General features: G+C 74.4%; 13 protein-coding genes. 2 read left to right on the top strand and 11 right to left on the bottom strand.

What is annotated here, in order from left to right; all coding sequences use genetic code 11:
• Positions 1-36: 36 nt before the first annotated feature.
• From ACFZB9_RS25295 to ACFZB9_RS25270, 6 genes are all read right to left on the bottom strand, one after another.
• Complete coding sequence (locus ACFZB9_RS25295) at positions 37-981, bottom strand: L-tyrosine/L-tryptophan isonitrile synthase family protein (RefSeq protein WP_391450709.1); 945 nt, start codon at positions 979-981, stop codon at positions 37-39.
• A 74-nt stretch (positions 982-1,055) separates the two neighbouring features.
• Positions 1,056-2,354 (bottom strand): cytochrome P450, encoded by a 1,299-nt coding sequence (locus ACFZB9_RS25290; RefSeq protein WP_391450707.1) that lies wholly within the window; start codon positions 2,352-2,354, stop codon positions 1,056-1,058.
• 22 nt (positions 2,355-2,376) lie between these two features.
• Positions 2,377-4,209 carry an asparagine synthase (glutamine-hydrolyzing) gene (asnB, locus tag ACFZB9_RS25285; RefSeq protein WP_391450705.1) on the bottom strand — a complete coding sequence of 611 codons (1,833 nt, stop codon included), beginning with the start codon at positions 4,207-4,209 and terminating at the stop codon, positions 2,377-2,379.
• A 185-nt stretch (positions 4,210-4,394) separates the two neighbouring features.
• Positions 4,395-6,653 (bottom strand): heavy metal translocating P-type ATPase, encoded by a 2,259-nt coding sequence (locus tag ACFZB9_RS25280; RefSeq protein WP_391450703.1) that lies wholly within the window; start codon positions 6,651-6,653, stop codon positions 4,395-4,397.
• Entirely contained in the window at positions 6,650-6,913 is a 264-nt protein-coding gene (locus ACFZB9_RS25275; protein WP_391450702.1) for a hypothetical protein, read from the bottom strand. The genes ACFZB9_RS25280 and ACFZB9_RS25275 overlap by 4 nt, the downstream gene beginning before the upstream one ends.
• A 94-nt stretch (positions 6,914-7,007) precedes the next feature.
• Complete coding sequence (locus ACFZB9_RS25270; protein ID WP_391450700.1) at positions 7,008-7,673, bottom strand: sigma-70 family RNA polymerase sigma factor; 666 nt, start codon at positions 7,671-7,673, stop codon at positions 7,008-7,010.
• A 79-nt stretch (positions 7,674-7,752) separates the two neighbouring features.
• Here ACFZB9_RS25270 and ACFZB9_RS25265 point away from each other — a divergent pair, with 79 nt between their 5' ends.
• On the top strand, positions 7,753-8,070 hold the full coding sequence (locus ACFZB9_RS25265) for a hypothetical protein (protein WP_391450698.1): 318 nt from the start codon (positions 7,753-7,755) through the stop codon (positions 8,068-8,070).
• Between the two features lie 329 nt (positions 8,071-8,399).
• On the opposite strand, the gene ACFZB9_RS25260 is transcribed toward ACFZB9_RS25265, so the two are convergent.
• The 3 genes from ACFZB9_RS25260 to ACFZB9_RS25250 form a co-directional block, all read right to left on the bottom strand.
• Positions 8,400-9,200 carry a PE-PGRS family protein gene (locus ACFZB9_RS25260; protein WP_391450696.1) on the bottom strand — a complete coding sequence of 267 codons (801 nt, stop codon included), beginning with the start codon at positions 9,198-9,200 and terminating at the stop codon, positions 8,400-8,402.
• Positions 9,201-9,289: 89 nt separating this feature from the next.
• A complete protein-coding gene (locus tag ACFZB9_RS25255) occupies positions 9,290-10,627 on the bottom strand; it encodes a nitrate/sulfonate/bicarbonate ABC transporter ATP-binding protein (protein WP_391450694.1) in 1,338 nt (445 codons plus the stop codon).
• An 18-nt stretch (positions 10,628-10,645) separates the two neighbouring features.
• Positions 10,646-12,382 (bottom strand): ABC transporter permease, encoded by a 1,737-nt coding sequence (locus ACFZB9_RS25250; RefSeq protein ID WP_391450692.1) that lies wholly within the window; start codon positions 12,380-12,382, stop codon positions 10,646-10,648.
• Positions 12,383-12,691: 309 nt separating this feature from the next.
• Here ACFZB9_RS25250 and ACFZB9_RS25245 point away from each other — a divergent pair, with 309 nt between their 5' ends.
• Complete coding sequence (locus ACFZB9_RS25245; protein ID WP_391450690.1) at positions 12,692-12,883, top strand: antitoxin; 192 nt, start codon at positions 12,692-12,694, stop codon at positions 12,881-12,883.
• A gap of 38 nt (positions 12,884-12,921) precedes the next feature.
• On the opposite strand, the gene ACFZB9_RS25240 is transcribed toward ACFZB9_RS25245, so the two are convergent.
• Both ACFZB9_RS25240 and ACFZB9_RS25235 read right to left on the bottom strand, forming a co-directional pair.
• Positions 12,922-13,110 (bottom strand): hypothetical protein, encoded by a 189-nt coding sequence (locus ACFZB9_RS25240; protein WP_391450688.1) that lies wholly within the window; start codon positions 13,108-13,110, stop codon positions 12,922-12,924.
• A gap of 88 nt (positions 13,111-13,198) precedes the next feature.
• Positions 13,199-15,379, bottom strand: coding sequence for a SpoIIE family protein phosphatase (locus tag ACFZB9_RS25235; protein ID WP_391450686.1), 2,181 nt, complete (start codon positions 15,377-15,379; stop codon positions 13,199-13,201).
• Between the last annotated feature and the right edge of the window lie 19 nt (positions 15,380-15,398).

Here is a 15,398-nt window from a genome sequence, read left to right as displayed (position 1 = left end):
GGCGGCCACCGGGCCCCTCCTGCGACCGGGCACGCCCTACGCGGCCTCGAAGTGGCTGGGCCGGCCGTCGCGCAGCACCAGGCGGCCGAGCCGCTCGGCGTCGCCGCGCCGCATCAACTCCCACCGGCCGCCCGCGCGGTGGACGGCGGCGGCATGCCACGGGGTCGTCCAGGTGTCCGGGGCATCGAGCAGCCGCAGGCCGAACTTGGCGGCGCCGGGCGGCTGCGGGTGGATGGACAGCCGCACCGCGCGCGGGTGCTGCTCGGCGATCAGGCCGCCCCAGGCCCGGCTGCGCTGCAGCACGCCGTAGGCGCGCGTGCGGCAGTCGCGTTGCAGCGCCGACCTGGTGCCCTCGAACCCCACGGTGTCCTCGGTCAGGAATCGGGTGATGCCCCGGTAGAGGGCGAGGGTGGCCTCGTCCGTGCGCATCTCGGCGCGCAACTCCTCGACGGTGGGCGCGTACCGGGCGTGGACCCGGGCGCGCTTCTCGTCGTGGGGGAGGTCGCCGAGGACGTCGCGCAGGTCGAACACCGAGAGGTGGCGCAGCCGTTCGCGCCGGATCATGGCGGCCAGCTCGTCGGCGTAGGCGTCGATGTGCCGGTCGGGGACCTGGATCAGGTCGCCGAAGATGTGCCCGTCCGAGCAGATCACCGTCCGGGCGCCGGGCGGGTACACCCGCTGGACGGCCGCGCACAGCTCGTCGAGGAAGCCGAGCGAGAGGCGTTCGCCCTCGTCCGGGAGGTGGCCGAGGACCTTGGCGGGGCTGGGGGACTTGCAGGGGAAACCGGGCAGGGTGAAGACGATCGGGTCGCTGTGGGCCACGAAGCCGGCGAGCTGGTCGAGTTGCCGGGGGAAGGCCTCGACCGGTGCCGGGGCGTGCGGTGCGGCGGCGCGGCGGTGCGGCAGCAGCAGGGCCAGGACGGCGGCGCAGGTGCGGGCGACGGCCGGGGCGGCTGCCGGGCGGGTGGCGAGGGGCGGCATGCGGTACTCCACGAGGGCATGACGGGATGGAGCCCCGGCGCTGCGGTGGCGCCGGGGCGAGGGTCGGTCGGCGATCAGGGGGTGGGGCCGGCGAGGAGGCGCTGGTCGTAGGCGACCGGCAGCCGGTTGACGCCGCGGGCCAGGACGGCGGGGATCCAGGCGAGGTCGTCGAGGTCGCCGGCGGGGCGCAGGCCGGGCAGCCGGGTGAGCAAGGTGCCCAGGGCGATCTGGAGTTCGGCGCGGGCCAGGGCGGCGCCGGGGCAGAAGTGGATGCCGTGGCCGAAGGCGAGATGGGAGTTGGGGGTGCGGGCCAGGTCGAGGGTGTCGGCGTCGGGGAACCGCTCGGGGTCGCGGTTGGCGGCGCAGAGCGAGACGATGACGGAGTCGCCGGCCGGCACCCGGGTGCCGTGCAGGTCGCTGTCGGCGGCGAAGAAGCGCCAGGTGGTGAGCTCGAACGCGCTGTCGTAGCGCAGGAGTTCCTCGATCGCACGGGGCAGCAGCGCGGGCTCCTCGCGCAGCCGGACCAGCTGGTCGGGGTGGCGCAGCAGGGTGACCAGCATGGTGGTGATCTGGTTGGTGACCGGTTCCTGGCCGGCGACCAGGAGTTGGAAGATCATCGAATCCAGTTCCTCCTTGGTCAGCTCCCCCTGTTCCTGGGCGGCCACCAGGCGGCCGAGCAGGTCGTCCGACCGGTGCTCGCGCTTGTCGGCGACGACGTCGGCGATGTAGGTCTGCAGCCCGCGCAGCCGCCCCTCGTAGGCGGGGCGGCCGGGGTCCTGGGGGCCGACGGGCTGGACGACCTTGCCCCAGTCCCGGTCGAAGCGCGCCGCCGACTCGGTCGGCAGACCGATCACCTCGGCCAGCACCTGGAAGGGATAGTGCGCGGCGAAACCCGCGACCAGGTCGGCGCCGCCCGCGCTCGGCAGCGCGTCCACCAGGGCATCGGCCAACTCCTGGAAGCGTGGCCGGAGTTCGTCGACGCGGCGGGGCGCGAAGGCGTCCAGGACCAGGCGGCGCATCGCGGTGTGCCTGGGCGGGTCCTGGTGCAGCAGGTGGACCTGGAGCTGGGAGTGCTGGGGCTCGGGCATGATCGAGGCCAGCGAGCGCCAGTAGTCGTTGCCCAGGGCGTGGTTCTTGCCCAGGCGCGGATCGCCGAGCGTCTGCTGGGCGGCCTCGTAGCCGGTGACCAGCCAGGCGGCGATGCCGCTGGGGAAGCGGACCCGGTGGACGGGGCCGGCCTCGCGCATGGTGCGGTAGAGCTCGTAGGGGTCGCGCTTGTAGGCGGCGCCGAGCAGCGGGATCGGCTCCGGCGGGGTGGCGCCGGTGACGGGACAGCGGGGCGTGGCGGCCGGGTCGTGCGCGGGTCGGGTCATGACGGGTTTCCTTCGGCGGAGTTCAGAGCGAGATGGTCGGGCGGTACTGGTCGAGCCACAGCGCGAGGTCCACGACCCTCTCCAGCCGCAGCCGTTGGCCCCACGGGAGCCGGTCCTCGGGCGAGTCGAGGGTGGCCCGGACGGCGCGCTCGTCGGCGATGTCGCGCACCTGCGGCAGGTCGAGTGCCTGGCGCGCGAGTTGCCGCAACCCGTGGTCGTAGTCGGGGTGGTGGGTGGCGGGGTAGTGGTTCTTGGGCCGCCGCAGCACCGATCCGGGGGCCAGGCCCTGTCCGGCCGCGCGCAGCAGGCTCTTCTCCCGGCCGTCGTAACTCTTCATCGCCCAGGGGGCGTTGAAGGCGTACTCGACTAGCCGGTGGTCGCAGTAGGGAACCCGGACCTCCAGCCCCTGAGCCATCGAGAGCCGGTCCTTGCGGTGCAGCAGCTGGCGCAGCCAGCGGGTCAGCGACAGGTGCTGCATCTCGCGCTGCCGGTGCTCGACCGGGGTCTCGTCCGCCAGGTGGGGGACCTCCGCGAGCGCGTCGCGGTAGGTGTCGGCGCGGAACTCGCCGATGCGCAGGGTCGCGGCGAGCTCGGGGTGCAGCGGCATCGCGGCCTCGTCGCCGGTGACCAGCAGCCAGGGGAAGGTGTCGGCGGCCAGGGCCTCGACGCGGTGGAACCACGGGTAGCCGCCGAAGACCTCGTCGGCGGCCTCACCGGAGAGCGCGACGGTGGCATGCGCGCGGATCTCGCCGAAGAGCAGATAGAGGGAGGTGTCCATGTCGCCCACGCCGATGGGGGAGTCGCGGGCGGCGACCACGGCCCGGCGGTGCTCGGGGTCGAGCAGCGCGCGCGGATCCAGCACGACGGTGGCGTGGTCGGTGCCGATGAACGCACCGGCCTCGGCGGCGAAGGGGGTGTCGTGCCCGGTGCGCAGCACGTCGCCGGTGAACTTCTCGGCCTGGTCGCTGTAGTCGACGGCGAAGGAGCGCAACCGGCCTGCCGGGCCGTCGCGGTGGCGCAGTTCGTCGGCGACCAGGGCGGTGATGACGGTGGAGTCCAGGCCGCCGGAGAGCAGGCTGCACAGCGGGACGTCCGCCTCCAGCCGGGTGCGGGCCGCCCGGTCGACCAGGGCGCGGACGTGTTCCACGGTGCCGGCCAGGTCGTCGCGGTGCGGGCGCGCGGCCAGCTGCCAGTAGCGGTGCTCGCGCAGCCCGGAGCGGTCGAAGGTCAACAGGCCGCCGGGCTGCACCTCCTGGACGCCGGCCCACAGGGTCGGGCCGGTGCCGAAGAGCAGGCTGTACGCCTCGCGCAGCCCGGCCGCGTCCACCCGGGGCCTGATCTCCGGGTGGGCGAACAGGGCCTTGGGCTCGGAGCCGAACGCGAGGCCGCCCTCGATCCTGGCCCAGTGGAGCGGTTTGACGCCGAGCCGGTCGCGCACCAGGAGCAGCCGTTCGCGCCGCTCGTCCCAGATCGCGAAGGCGTACATGCCCTCCAGCCGGTCGACCACCCCCTCGCCCCACTGCTGGTAGCCGCGCAGCACCGTCTCGGTGTCGCTGCGAGTCTCGAACTCGTGGCCGAGGCCGCGCAGTTCGGCGCGCAGCTGGTGGTGGTTGTAGACCTCGCCGCTGTAGCTGAGCACGACCGCCGGGTCCGCGGCGCGGTCGGTCATCGGCTGGGCGCCGCCGACCGGATCCAGCACGGCCAGCCGGCGGTGGCCCAGCGCGGCGCCGCAGCCGAGCCAGACACCGCCGGCGTCGGGGCCGCGCCGGGCCAGGGTGGCGGTCATCGCCTCAATGACCGGCCGCTGGGGGCGGGCGTCATGGTGGAACGAGGCCCAGCCGGTGATTCCGCACATCGATGGATGCCCCTTCACTGTCACGGGCACCGTCGGGTGACGGCGCCCGTGACAGCAGTCGGTCACCGGCCACCGGAAGTTCCGGACGGCCGAGGGGTTTTCGAACAGCCGACGGAACTCCGAAGCGGCCGACGGAAGTCCGAAGAGCTCGACGGATCTTCCGGACGGCCCCCGGACCGGGTGCCTCAGCCGGCGAGCCGGGCGCGGCCCTGCCCGCGCCGGGCGGGTTGCCAGGTGCGCAGCCGCAGGCTGTTGGCCACCACCAGCAGGGAGCTGGCCGACATGGCGAGCGCGGCGATCATCGGGTTGAGCAGCCCTGCCGCCGCCAGTGGAACCAGCACGGCGTTGTAGCCGAACGCCCAGACCAGGTTGGCCCGGATGGTGGCCAGGGTGCGCCGGGCCAGCTCGACCGCCGTCACCAGCGACTCGATGTCGCCGCGCACCAGCGTCAGCCCGGCGGCTCCGATCGCGGCGTCCGTGCCCGAGCCCAGCGCGATGCCGAGGTCGGCGCAGGCGAGCGCGACGGTGTCGTTGACCCCGTCCCCCACCACCGCCACGCTGCGCCCGGCCGCGCGCAGCTCGGTGACCAGCTCGGCCTTGCGTTCGGGCGAGGCGCCCGCGTGCACCTCGCTGATCCCCAGCTCCTCGGCCACCGCACGGGCCGGCCCCGGCCGGTCACCGGTGGCCAGCACGGTCGTCAGGCCCATGCCGCGCAGCCGGTGCACGGCACGGTAGCTGCCCGGCCGCAGGGTGTCGCCGACCGCGAGGACCGCGGCCGCCCGCCCGTCCAGCTCGGCGACGACCACCGTCAGCCCGGCCGCCTCGGCGCCCACCAGCGCCGCGCGCAGGGCCGGCGTCAGGTCGGCGTCCTCGGGCCGCACCACCCGGACCCGCACGCCCTCGACCGTGCCCGCCACCCCCAGCCCCGGCGTCGCCAGGAACTCCGTCACCGCGGGCAGCGGCTGCGGCGCGGCGGCGGTCAGCGCCCGCGCCAGCGGATGCTCGGAGCGCTGCTCGACCGCGCCGACCAGGCGCAGCACCGCGCCGATCTCGAACCCGTCCGCCGCCGCGCTGGTCACCAGGGCCATCCGACCGGCCGTCAGGGTGCCCGTCTTGTCCAGCACCACGGTGTCGATCCGGCGCAGACTCTCCAGCACCTCCGGCCCGCGCACCAGGACGCCCAGCTCCGCGCCGCGCCCGGTGGCGGCGAGCAGCGCGGTGGGCGTCGCCAGCCCGAGCGCGCACGGGCAGGCGACCACCAGGACCGCGACGGCGGCCGTCAGGGACCGGGACCAGCCGACCCCGGTGCCCAGCCAGAACCCGAGCACGCAGACTGCGATGCCGAGCACGACGGGGACGAAGACCCCGGCCACCGTGTCGGCCAGTCGCTGCGCGCGGGCCTTGCCGGCCTGGGCGTCCGTCACCAGCGCGGTGATCCGGGCGAGCTGGGTGTCGGCGCCCACCGCGGTGGCCCGCACCAGCAGCGTGCCGCCGACGTTGAGCGTGCCACCGGTCACCTGCGCCCCGGGGCCGACCTCCACCGGGACGCTCTCGCCGGTCAGCAGACTCAGATCGAGCGCCGAGCCGCCCTCGACCACCACCCCGTCGGTGGCCACCCGCTCGCCTGGCCGGACCACGAACTGCCGCCCCGGCAGCAGCTGTTCGATCGGCGCCAGCCGCTCGGCGCCGTCCTCGCGCAGGCAGACCTCCTTGGCGCCGAGCTCGGCCAGCGAGCGCAGCGCCGAGCCGGTGCGGGCCCGCGCCCGGCCCTCCAGGAGCCTGCCGCAGAGCACGAACAGCGGCACCCCGACCGCCGCCTCCAGATAGATGTGCGAGCCGCCGCCCGGGTCGGCGCCCAGCGAGAACGGCATCCGCATGCCCAGCGCGCCGGCGCCACCGAACAGCAGCGCGTACGCCGACCAGCCGAAGGAGGCGAGGACGCCGAGGCTGACCAGGGTGTCCATGGTCGCGGTGGCGTGCCGCAGCGCGCGCCAGGCCCGCGCGTGGAAGACCGAGGAACCGATCGTCACCACGAAGGCGGCCGAGCTGAAGCAGGCCCACTGCCAGCCGCGCAGTTGCAGCGCGGGCACCATCGACACCACGATCACCGGCACCGCGAACAGCGCGACCAGGAGCAGCCGCAGCCGCTCGTCGGAGTCCTCGGGAGCCGCGGCCACGGTGGCCCGCTCGGTCACCGGCTCGGCGGTGCAGCCCGCCCGCTCCACCGCCGCCACCAGTTCGTCGACCGGGACGTCGGCGGGGTGCAGCACCCGGGCCCGCCCGGTGGCCAGGTTCACCCCGGCGCTGACCCCGTCCAGGCGGGCCAGCTTCTTCTCCACCCGCGAGACGCAGGCGGCGCAGGTCATCCCGCCCACGGCCAGATCGGTCGTGACCAGGCCCGGCGCGCTCGTCGCCGGGGCGGGGTCCGCGGCAGCCGCGCTCATCGCGGCACCGCCACGGTGTTCGGCGCGGTGTTCGGCGTGGTGCCCGGCGCGGACAGCCCGGCCATCCGCATGCCGGACATGTCGTCGCCCATCGGCCCGTGGACGGGCCCGGTGGGCCCGGAGGAGGGCGGTCCCACCCACCGGCCCACCGCGAACGAGGCGGCGAAGAGCAGCGCGAGCAGCAGTGCGAAGCCGAGCAGGACCCGGCCGGGCCGCGCCGCGGCGCGCCCGCCGGGCACAGCTGTGTTCAACGAAGGCAAAGCGATCTCCAGATCGGGGTCCGCCGGCAGTGCGCCGCGGACAGGTGTCGGATGTCGTTCGGGTCGGTCAGGGATTGCGGGCAGCCGGGGCCGGTCAGGCCGCCAGATCCGCCCGGGCCACCCGGCCCGCGCCGCGCGCCGGGCGACTGGCGCCCCCGCGCTCGGACTTGGGCACGGACTCGTCCCCGGACGTGCCCGTGCCCGTGCCCGTGCCCGTGCCTGCGCCCTCGGCCGAGCGGAGCAGGGCGACGAGCTGGTCCCGCGCCCGGGCGACCCGCGAGCGCACCGTGCCCACCGCGCAGCCGGACACGGCGGCCACCTCCGCGTAGCTCAGCCCGACCACCTGGGTCAGCACGAACGCCTCCCGCCGCTCGGCGGGCAGGCAGCTCAACAGGTCGGCCAGCACCACCTGGTCCTCGAACCGCACGACCGGCCCCGGCTGTAGGTGTGCGGCCTCCTCGCCGTCGGGCAGGGCCGAGCAGCGCGGCCGGGCCGCCGCGCTGCGGTAGCGGTCCACGACCGTGCGCCGGGCTATGGAGAGCAGCCAGGTGCGTGCCGAGGAGCGGCCGGCGAAGGACGGCAGGCCCCGCAGCGCCCGCAGGAAGGTCTCCTGGGCGAGGTCGTCGGCGGACTCGACATCCGTGAGGTGCGCGACGAACCGCCACACGTCCCGTTGGGTGGCCCGGACGAACGCCTCGACGTCCAGCGGACGGCCCTCCCGCGCCGCCAGGGCCAGCGCGGTCACCTGCTGGTCATCCACGGTCCGCCTCCGGCATCCGGGCGCGGGCACCCAGGCCGGGCGCTACCGCCCGGACCGCCCGGTGGGGGAGCATGAGCCCATGACCTGTGCCGACTACCGCCTGGCGACATCCGCCCGGCTCGATGGTGAACCCGCCGCGCCCGACGCCCCGCCGTGCGCCGCTCATGCGCAGGCGTGCGCCGACTGCGCCCAGTGGCTCGCCGGCGCCCGTCGGCTGCGCGAGCTGACCCGTGCCGCCGCCGGGCCGTCCGCGCAGCGGTCGCAGCGGCTCATCGCCGCCGTGCTCGATGCCGCCGTGCGCGATGCGGCTGCGCTCGATGAGGTTGTGTTCGATGAGGTCGGCGCCGGTGGACGGGCTGAGGGCGACGGTACTTCTGTTGCTCATGAAGGGTCCTGACAGCAGGAACGAGGACGGCACCGCACCAGCGGAACCGTCGATCGACAGACGGCCCACCACACCCGCTCAGGCCCGAGGAGGCAGCGCGCAGCGCGACGCGGCCCAGGAACAGGGCGCGTCAGGGCGTGTCAGAACGCATCGGGACGCATCGTGGCGCGTGCAGGAGGGTGTGGCGGCCGGACCCCGTGCGGTGTCCGGCCGGCGAGGGTGCCGGGGGAGGCGCAGGGGTGACCTGCCCGTGAGCACACCGGACGGCGCCGTTCGGGCGCCCAAGGGGCGCGGCAGGCGGGTCCAGGGCTTGTCCGACAAGCCTCAGGTGTGACGGGCGCTCAGAAGGCCAGGACAGCAGCGGGCGGCCCGCGTCGGACCACGGCGTGCGAGAGCGCCACCAGGCGCGGCAGCCGGGTGCGCGCGGGCCTGCGGCGCGGCGGTGCGGGGGCTTCCGCGCCGCGCGGGGTGAAGGCGACGGTGAGCAGCGCCAGCACCGGCAGGAAGACTCCGGCCAGCACGCGCAGTGTCTCGAACAGACCGACGATCGCCTGCTCGCCCCGCCAGAGCAGCAACGCACAGGCGAGCGCGGCCAGCAGGTGGGCGGCCACCATGCCGGCGGACAGGCCGTCCACCAGAGGCGTCCCCATGCCGCTCATGCCAGGCATGCCGTTCATCCCGGGCAAGCCGCTCATCCCGCTCATGCCGTTCATCCCGGGCATGGCAGGCATGGCAGCCGAGTTCGGCCCGACCGGTGTGCCGGGAGCCAGGCCCGCCAGCGCGGCCAGCCCCTCGGGAGTCAGCCCGCTCGGGTTCGTCCCGCCGGGCGTGCACAGCAGCAGGTTCACCCAGTCGGGTGCACCGTGCCCGGCCCGCAGGGGTGTGGCGTGCGCCGTCGCGGTGGCCTCGAAGAGCGTGTGCAGCACGGCCTGGACGGCGACCATCCACCCGCTGATCGCGACCGGCCCGCGTCGGCGGCCGGCCAGCAGCCAGGTGCTGCCCACCGTCCCGGCGAACGCTCCGGCCAGCACCGACCCCGGCAGCACGGCCTCGGCCATGCTGACGTGCGCGGTGGCGGCCAACGCCACGCACAGGGTGGCGAAGACCACGGCGCGGAGCATGCGAATCTGCCGGATCGTCACAGTACGGACCATCCTCGCATCTGCTCACCCCGGCGATGCGACCGACTCCCCGCTGACCGGAGCACCGCTGCGACACCACCACAGCAGCACTACAACACCGCGACCGTCTCCGGCTCCAGCTCCAGGCGGCCCTCGGCCTTGTCGTACTCGAAGAGCTCCCCGTAGCGGCCCCAGTCGATCGCGGTGTCCAGCTGGCGGCGGGCGTCCTCGTCGGAGAAGGCACGGCGCAGCAGGTCCAGGAAGAGGCCCTCGCGCAGCACATGGTCGGTGGCGGTGGTGAGCGCCTGGACGATGGCGCGCACCAAGGGGGCGTGGGCCACGGCGTGCCGGGCGAAGAGCTGCTTGCTGGTCAGGATGTCGGCGTCGGCGAACTCGCGGCCCGCCTCGGTCAGTGCGATCCGCGGGCCCTCGGTGCGGGCCAGGTCGAGCAGGACGGCGGCGTCGACCAGCGGCAGCAGGTCGTCGACCTCGAAGCTGAGTTCGCCGGCGAGTTCGGCCATGCCGTCCTCCCCGCCGCGGGCGGCCAGGATCTCCAGCAGCCCGGAGAGCCCGCCGGGGCTGACCACCGGCAGCGGCGCGCTGGTGGGGGTGGCGGGCAGCGTGGTCCTGGCGGCGGGCGTCGCGGCGCCGCTCTGCGCCCGGTCGGTGAGGATGCCGTAGACGGTGTCGACCAGTGCCTCGAACTGCGGGGTGCGCCGGTCGCGCGGGCGCGGCAGCTCGACCGGCAGTTCGGCCTTGACCCGGCCGGGGTTGGAGGAGAGCACCAGGATCCGGTCCGCGAGCAGCACGGCCTCCTCGATGTTGTGGGTGACGATCAGCACCGACTTCACCGGCGCCTCCTTGCCCTCCCACAGGCCCACGAGTTCGTTGCGCAGGTTCTCGGCGGTCAGCACGTCGAGGGCGGAGAACGGCTCGTCCATGAAGAGCGCGTCCGGCTCCACCACCAGCGCCCGGGCGAAGCCGACCCGCTGGCGCATGCCGCCGGACAGCTCCTTGGGGTAGGCGCCCTCGAAGCCGTCCAGGCCGATCAGGTCGATCGCCTTGAGCGCTCGGCGGCGCCGCTCGGCCTCGTCCACGCCCTGGGCCTGGAGCCCGAGTTCGACGTTCTGCAGGACGGTGAGCCAGGGCAGCAGGGCGAAGGACTGGAAGACCATCGCCACGCCTGGGTTGGCGCCGTTCAGCGGTGTGCCGCGGTAGCTGACGCTGCCGCCGGAGGGGGCTATCAGCCCGGCGGCGCAGCGCAGCAGGGTGGACTTGCCCGAGCCCGACTTGCCGAGCAGGGCCACGATCTCGCCCTCGTGCAGGGTGAAGCAGACCGAGTCGAGCACCGGCAGCGCGTTGCCGTCCGGGGTGGTGAAGGTCTTGGTGACGTCCGTGGCGGTGATGATGGTGGTGCCGGTGCCGTGCTGGTCCGCGCGGGTGTTCATGGGTCTCCTGCCTCGGGCTCAGAGGGCGTAGCGGGTCTGGGCGACGCGGTACAGGCGCCGCCACAGCAGGCGGTTGAGGGTGACCACGTAGACGATCATCACGATCACGCCGACCAGGATCCGCGGGTGGTCCCCGACCCGGGTGGCCTGCGCGATGTAGGCGCCCAGGCCGTAGCCGGTCAGGTGCTGGTGTCCGTAGTCGACGACCTCGGCGACGATGGAGGCGTTCCACGCCCCGCCCGCGGCGGTGATGCCGCCGGTGACGTAGTAGGGGAAGACGGCCGGCAGGATCAGCCGGCGCCAGCGCAACAGGCCCCGCACGCCCAGGTCGTCCATCGCCTCGCGCAGGTCGCCGGGTATCGCGGAGGCGCCCGCGATGACGTTGAACAGGATGTACCACTGGGCGCCCAGCGCCATCAGCAGCATGCTGCCCCAGCTGAGCGGGATCCCGAGCGCGAGGAAGGCCGCGATGGCGAACGGGAACAGGAAGTTGGCGGGGAAGCTGGCCAGCACCTGGACGACCGGCTGCGCGTAGCGGGTGATCCGCGGGTTCATCCCGATCCACACCCCGACCGGCACCCAGACGACGGTGGCCACCAGCAGCAGCGCCAGCACCCGCCCGAAGGTGGCCGCGCCCAGTTCGAAGGCATGGCCGAACTCGCCGAGTCCGACCGTGTGCCGGATCCCGGTGACGGACTGCCCGGCGCCGTACAGCACGGCGCCGCCCACGGTCACGGCGAACGCCACGTCCCCGGCCCGGCGGCGCAGCACCGGTGACGCCAGCGGGTGTTCGGCCAGGCCGAACGGTCGCGTCGCGGTGTCCAGCACCCGGCCGAGCGGGCGCAGCGCGCGGCCCAGCAGGCCCGGCACCGCCGAACGGCGCAGCACGTCGAGGACCAGACTGCGCGGCTTCTCGCCCGCCTCCGACTCCTCCACCCGGAACCGTTCGGCCCAGGCCGTCATCGGGCGCCAGAACAGGAAGTTGACGCCGATCACCATGACCACCATGACGCCGGTGGCGATGCCGATCCCGCCCAGGTCGCCCTTGGCGGCGGCCGCCGCCGCGTAGGAGCCGATGCCCGGCAGCGCGTACTGCTGGTTGAGCACGCTGATGCTCTCGGAGGCGGCCAGGAAGAACCAGGCGCCGCCGAAGCTCATCATGCCGTTCCAGACCAGCGGGATCATGCCGCTGGGCACGTCGATCTTCCAGAACCGCTGCCACTTGGTCAGCCGCATGATCCGGGACGCCTCGTCGAGGTCCCGGGGCTGGCTGACCAGGGAGTAGTAGAAGGCGAAGGTCATGTTCCAGGCCATCGCGGTGAAGATGGCGAACACCGAGGCGCACTCCAGGCCGAGCTCGGAGCCGGGGAAGAGCGCGATGAAGGCGGTGACCGTGATGGACAGGAAGGCCAGCACCGGCACCGACTGGAGGATGTCCAGCAGCGGCAGCAGCACCTTCTCCGCGCGCCGCAGCCGGGCGGCGGCGCTGGCGTAGACGAAGGTGAAGAGCACCGAGGCGACCAGCGCCGTGAACATCCGCAGCAGCGAACGCACCGCGTAGAACGGAAGATCGCCCGGATCGGTGGAGACCTGGGCGGGGGCGGTGCCGGGCAGGAACGGCGCGCCCAGCGAGGGGGCCAGTCGCAGCAGCCCGTAGAGCAGGCCGATCAGGGCCAGCGCCACCACGACGTCGACCGCGCGCAGGCCGGGCCGGCGTAGCACGCCCCGGACGGGGACCCGGTCCTCTGCTGCCACTGCTCGCCTCCAAGGACAGGCCGGCGCGGCGCCAGGCGGCGCTGCGGCGACGGGAGTTGGTGGTTGACGGGCGCGGCGACGGCTGCGGCGCCCCGACGACCATACTGGTGTCCGGGTGCCCGAAATCCGCTGGCGGCCCCCTCAGCAGGGCTTTTAACGGCTTCCCTACGGCGCGGACCGGATCCGGCTGCCCGGCCGGTGGGTCGGCCCCGGACGGGCCCTCGACCGGGCAGTCGCGCTCGCTGGAGATGTGAACTCGGGCAGGCTCGGCGACCATGGGTGGAGCGGCACTCGAAGGGAGCCACTCACATGTCGATGCTCGACAAGCTCAAGGGCCTGCTCAAGGGCCATGAGGACACGGCGCGGCAGGGGGTCGAGAAGGCCGGCGACGCGTTCGACGCGAAGACCGGCGACAAGTACCAGAGCCAGACCGACGCGGTTCAACGCAAGGCCGATGAGCAGCTGGCTCCTGAGGACCCGGACAGCGGTCAGCCGCAGTGAGGCGGAGGTCTCTCCCGCTTGCCCTTCGCCGGCCGACCTCAGGGTCCGGCCGGTGAAGGGTCGGCCGGCAGGATCCCGGCCGGCACCGAGGCGACCGGTTCGCCGCCGAGCCCCTCCCGCAACTCCCGGACCTCCTGCTCCAGTTGAGCCGGAGTGAGGGCGACGTACTGCTCGATCCGCTCGTTGAACGAGCGCCGGAACCTCGCGTAGTGGGCGTCGTCCGCCACGATCCGGTCGGCGGAACGTCTCGTGCACCGCGTCGAAGAACGCCAGTGATCGTGGCGGTGCCGCAGGAGTGACGCGGTCAGGGGTGGGTCACGGCATGGCGGTGGGTGTGCTGCGCAGCAGCAGGAGGGCGATGTCGTCGGTGCGGCGCTTGGCGCGTTCGGCGTGCAGGATCAGCGCATCGGCCAGCTCCTCCAAGGAGCCGTCGTCGAAGCGGGCGAGCTGGTCGCCGATCCCGGCCACCGCGGCGTCCAGGTCCACGCCCGGGGCCTCGATCAGGCCGTCGGTGTAGAGCGCCACCACACTGCCCACCGGCAGCGCGATGCGGGTGAGGGTGTACGCCGAGGTGGCCTCGACGCCCAGCAGCAGCCCGGCCGGGGCGTCGACCACGCGCACCCGGCCGCCCGGGTCGCGCACCAGCGGCATCGGGTGCCCGGCGCTGGCCAGCCAGCCCTGGCGGCCGCGCAGGTCCAGGCGCAGATAGGCGCAGCTGGTGAGCAGGCCGGACCCCAGGTCGGCCATCAGGCGGTTGGTCCGGGTCAGGATCGTGCCCGGGTCGTTGCCGGCCGTCGCGTAGGCGCGCACCGCGGTGCGGACCTGGCCCATCAGGACGGCCGCCGCCACGTTGTGCCCCTGGACGTCGCCGATCACCGCCCCGGCGCTGTCGTCGTCCAGGCGCACCACGTCGAAGAAGTCGCCGCCCACCTCCATGCCGTCGGTGCTGGGCAGGTAGCGGGCCGCCGTCTCCAGGCCGGGCACCGGTGGCAGCGCGTGCGGCAGCAGGCTCTCCTGCAGGCCGCGGGCGAGTTCGAGCTTGGTGTCGTACAGCCGTGCGCGGTCCAGCGCCTGGGCGATCAGGCCGCCCACCGAGGTGAGCACGGCGCGGTCGTCGGTGGCGAAGCGGTGCGGCTGGGCGAAGGCCAGCACGCAGGTCCCGACCAGCCGTCCGGAGGCGACCAGCGGCAGGTAGGCCCAGGCGGCCATGGAGTCCTCCAGCTCCGGCCGTTGCGGGTAGAGCCGCTCCAGCTCCTCGCGGGACTCGATGAAGCTGGGCACCCCGGTCATCAGCGCCTGCACGCCCGGGGTCGGCGCGGTCAGCGAGGTGCCGTCGAACCCCTCCACCACCCCGGGCGGGTAGCCGTGGTGGCCCACGATCCGCAGCCGCCCGCCGTCGACGGCCAGGATCGCCACGCTCTGGCCGCCGAAGGCGGGCACGATCTGCTCGGCGACCAGCCGGACCACGTCCTGCACGCCGACCGCCTCGGTCAGCGCGCTGGCCAGGTGCAGGATGTGGTAGATGCCGCCGGTGCGGGTGGGCAGCACCGCACGGTCCGGCAGCGCCGGTCGGGCGGCCGACGGCGCCACCCCTGCGTCCTGTGGGGCGACCTCGGCCGCGGTGACCCGCACGGTGAGCCCGCCGGCGTCCGGATACAGCTCGAAGGAGAGCCACCGCTCCGGCGGGCGCAGCGCCACGAACGAGGTCGGCAGCTGGCTGACCACCGCCGCCCGGTAGCGGTCCTCGTAGACGGGGTCGTGCAGCCACGGCAGCGCGCTCCACGGCTGGGCACCGATCAGCCGGTCGGCCGGCACGCCCAGCAGGTCGATGGCCGCCGGCGTCACCCAGCTGATCCGACCGGTCTGGTCCAGCGCGCAGACGCCCTCCGGCAGCCGCGCCACCATCGCGGACAGGACCTCGGCGAGGCCGCCGCCATCGCGCCGCGCGGAGATCGTCACCGGCCGGGAGCCGGCCCGCACCGGCCGCCCCGCCGCGGCGGCCGCAGCGACCAGGCGGGCCAGCCCGTCGGCGAGCGCCGCGAGCCCGTCCCGTTCCTGATCGGACAGCTCGGCGGGGTGCGAGCCCGGCCAGGTCACGAAGAGCGCGCCGTAGCCGGTCCCGGCCACGGTCAGCGGCATGGCCGCCAGGCAGAACGTGTAGGGCATGGCGAGCGCGATCTGCGGGTAGCGGCGCGCCATCTGCGCCTCGCCGCCCACCCAGACCAGGCGCCCCTCGCGCACCGCCTCGGCCACCGGGATCGGCGCCGCGGGCGCCACCCCCTCCCACGGCGCGACGAACTCGCGCGGCATGCCCATCAGCAGGGCCAGCTCCAGCACGCCCCCGTCGGCGTTCAGCAGGTAGAGCCCGCCCACGTGCGCACCCAGTTCGCCGACCCCGGCGGCCAGGCTCCGGGCCAGCGCCTCCAGCTCCTCGCCGGTGCCCGGCTCGCCTGCCCCGGGCTCCCGGCGCGGGACCTGGGAGTCTGAGCTGTGCACGGTCACCACCCTCGTCAGC

The organism is Kitasatospora sp. NPDC008050, assembly GCF_042957465.1.
In the GTDB taxonomy this organism is placed as follows: Bacteria; Actinomycetota; Actinomycetes; order Streptomycetales; family Streptomycetaceae; genus Kitasatospora.
The sequence above is the reverse complement of the archived record's forward strand: the minus strand, read 5'-3'. Positions and strand labels throughout refer to the sequence as shown.

Excerpts from the sequence above, each read along its gene's own strand:
- ACFZB9_RS25295 (WP_391450709.1), bottom strand. The coding sequence starts at position 981 with ATGCCGCCCCTCGCCACCCGCCCGGCAGCCGCCCCGGCCGTCGCCCGC.
- asnB (WP_391450705.1), bottom strand. The coding sequence starts at position 4,209 with ATGTGCGGAATCACCGGCTGGGCCTCGTTCCACCATGACGCCCGCCCC.
- ACFZB9_RS25290 (WP_391450707.1), bottom strand. The coding sequence starts at position 2,354 with ATGACCCGACCCGCGCACGACCCGGCCGCCACGCCCCGCTGTCCCGTC.
- ACFZB9_RS25280 (WP_391450703.1), bottom strand. The coding sequence starts at position 6,653 with ATGAGCGCGGCTGCCGCGGACCCCGCCCCGGCGACGAGCGCGCCGGGC.
- ACFZB9_RS25265 (WP_391450698.1), top strand. The coding sequence starts at position 7,753 with ATGACCTGTGCCGACTACCGCCTGGCGACATCCGCCCGGCTCGATGGT.
- ACFZB9_RS25255 (WP_391450694.1), bottom strand. The coding sequence starts at position 10,627 with ATGAACACCCGCGCGGACCAGCACGGCACCGGCACCACCATCATCACC.
- ACFZB9_RS25245 (WP_391450690.1), top strand. The coding sequence starts at position 12,692 with ATGTCGATGCTCGACAAGCTCAAGGGCCTGCTCAAGGGCCATGAGGAC.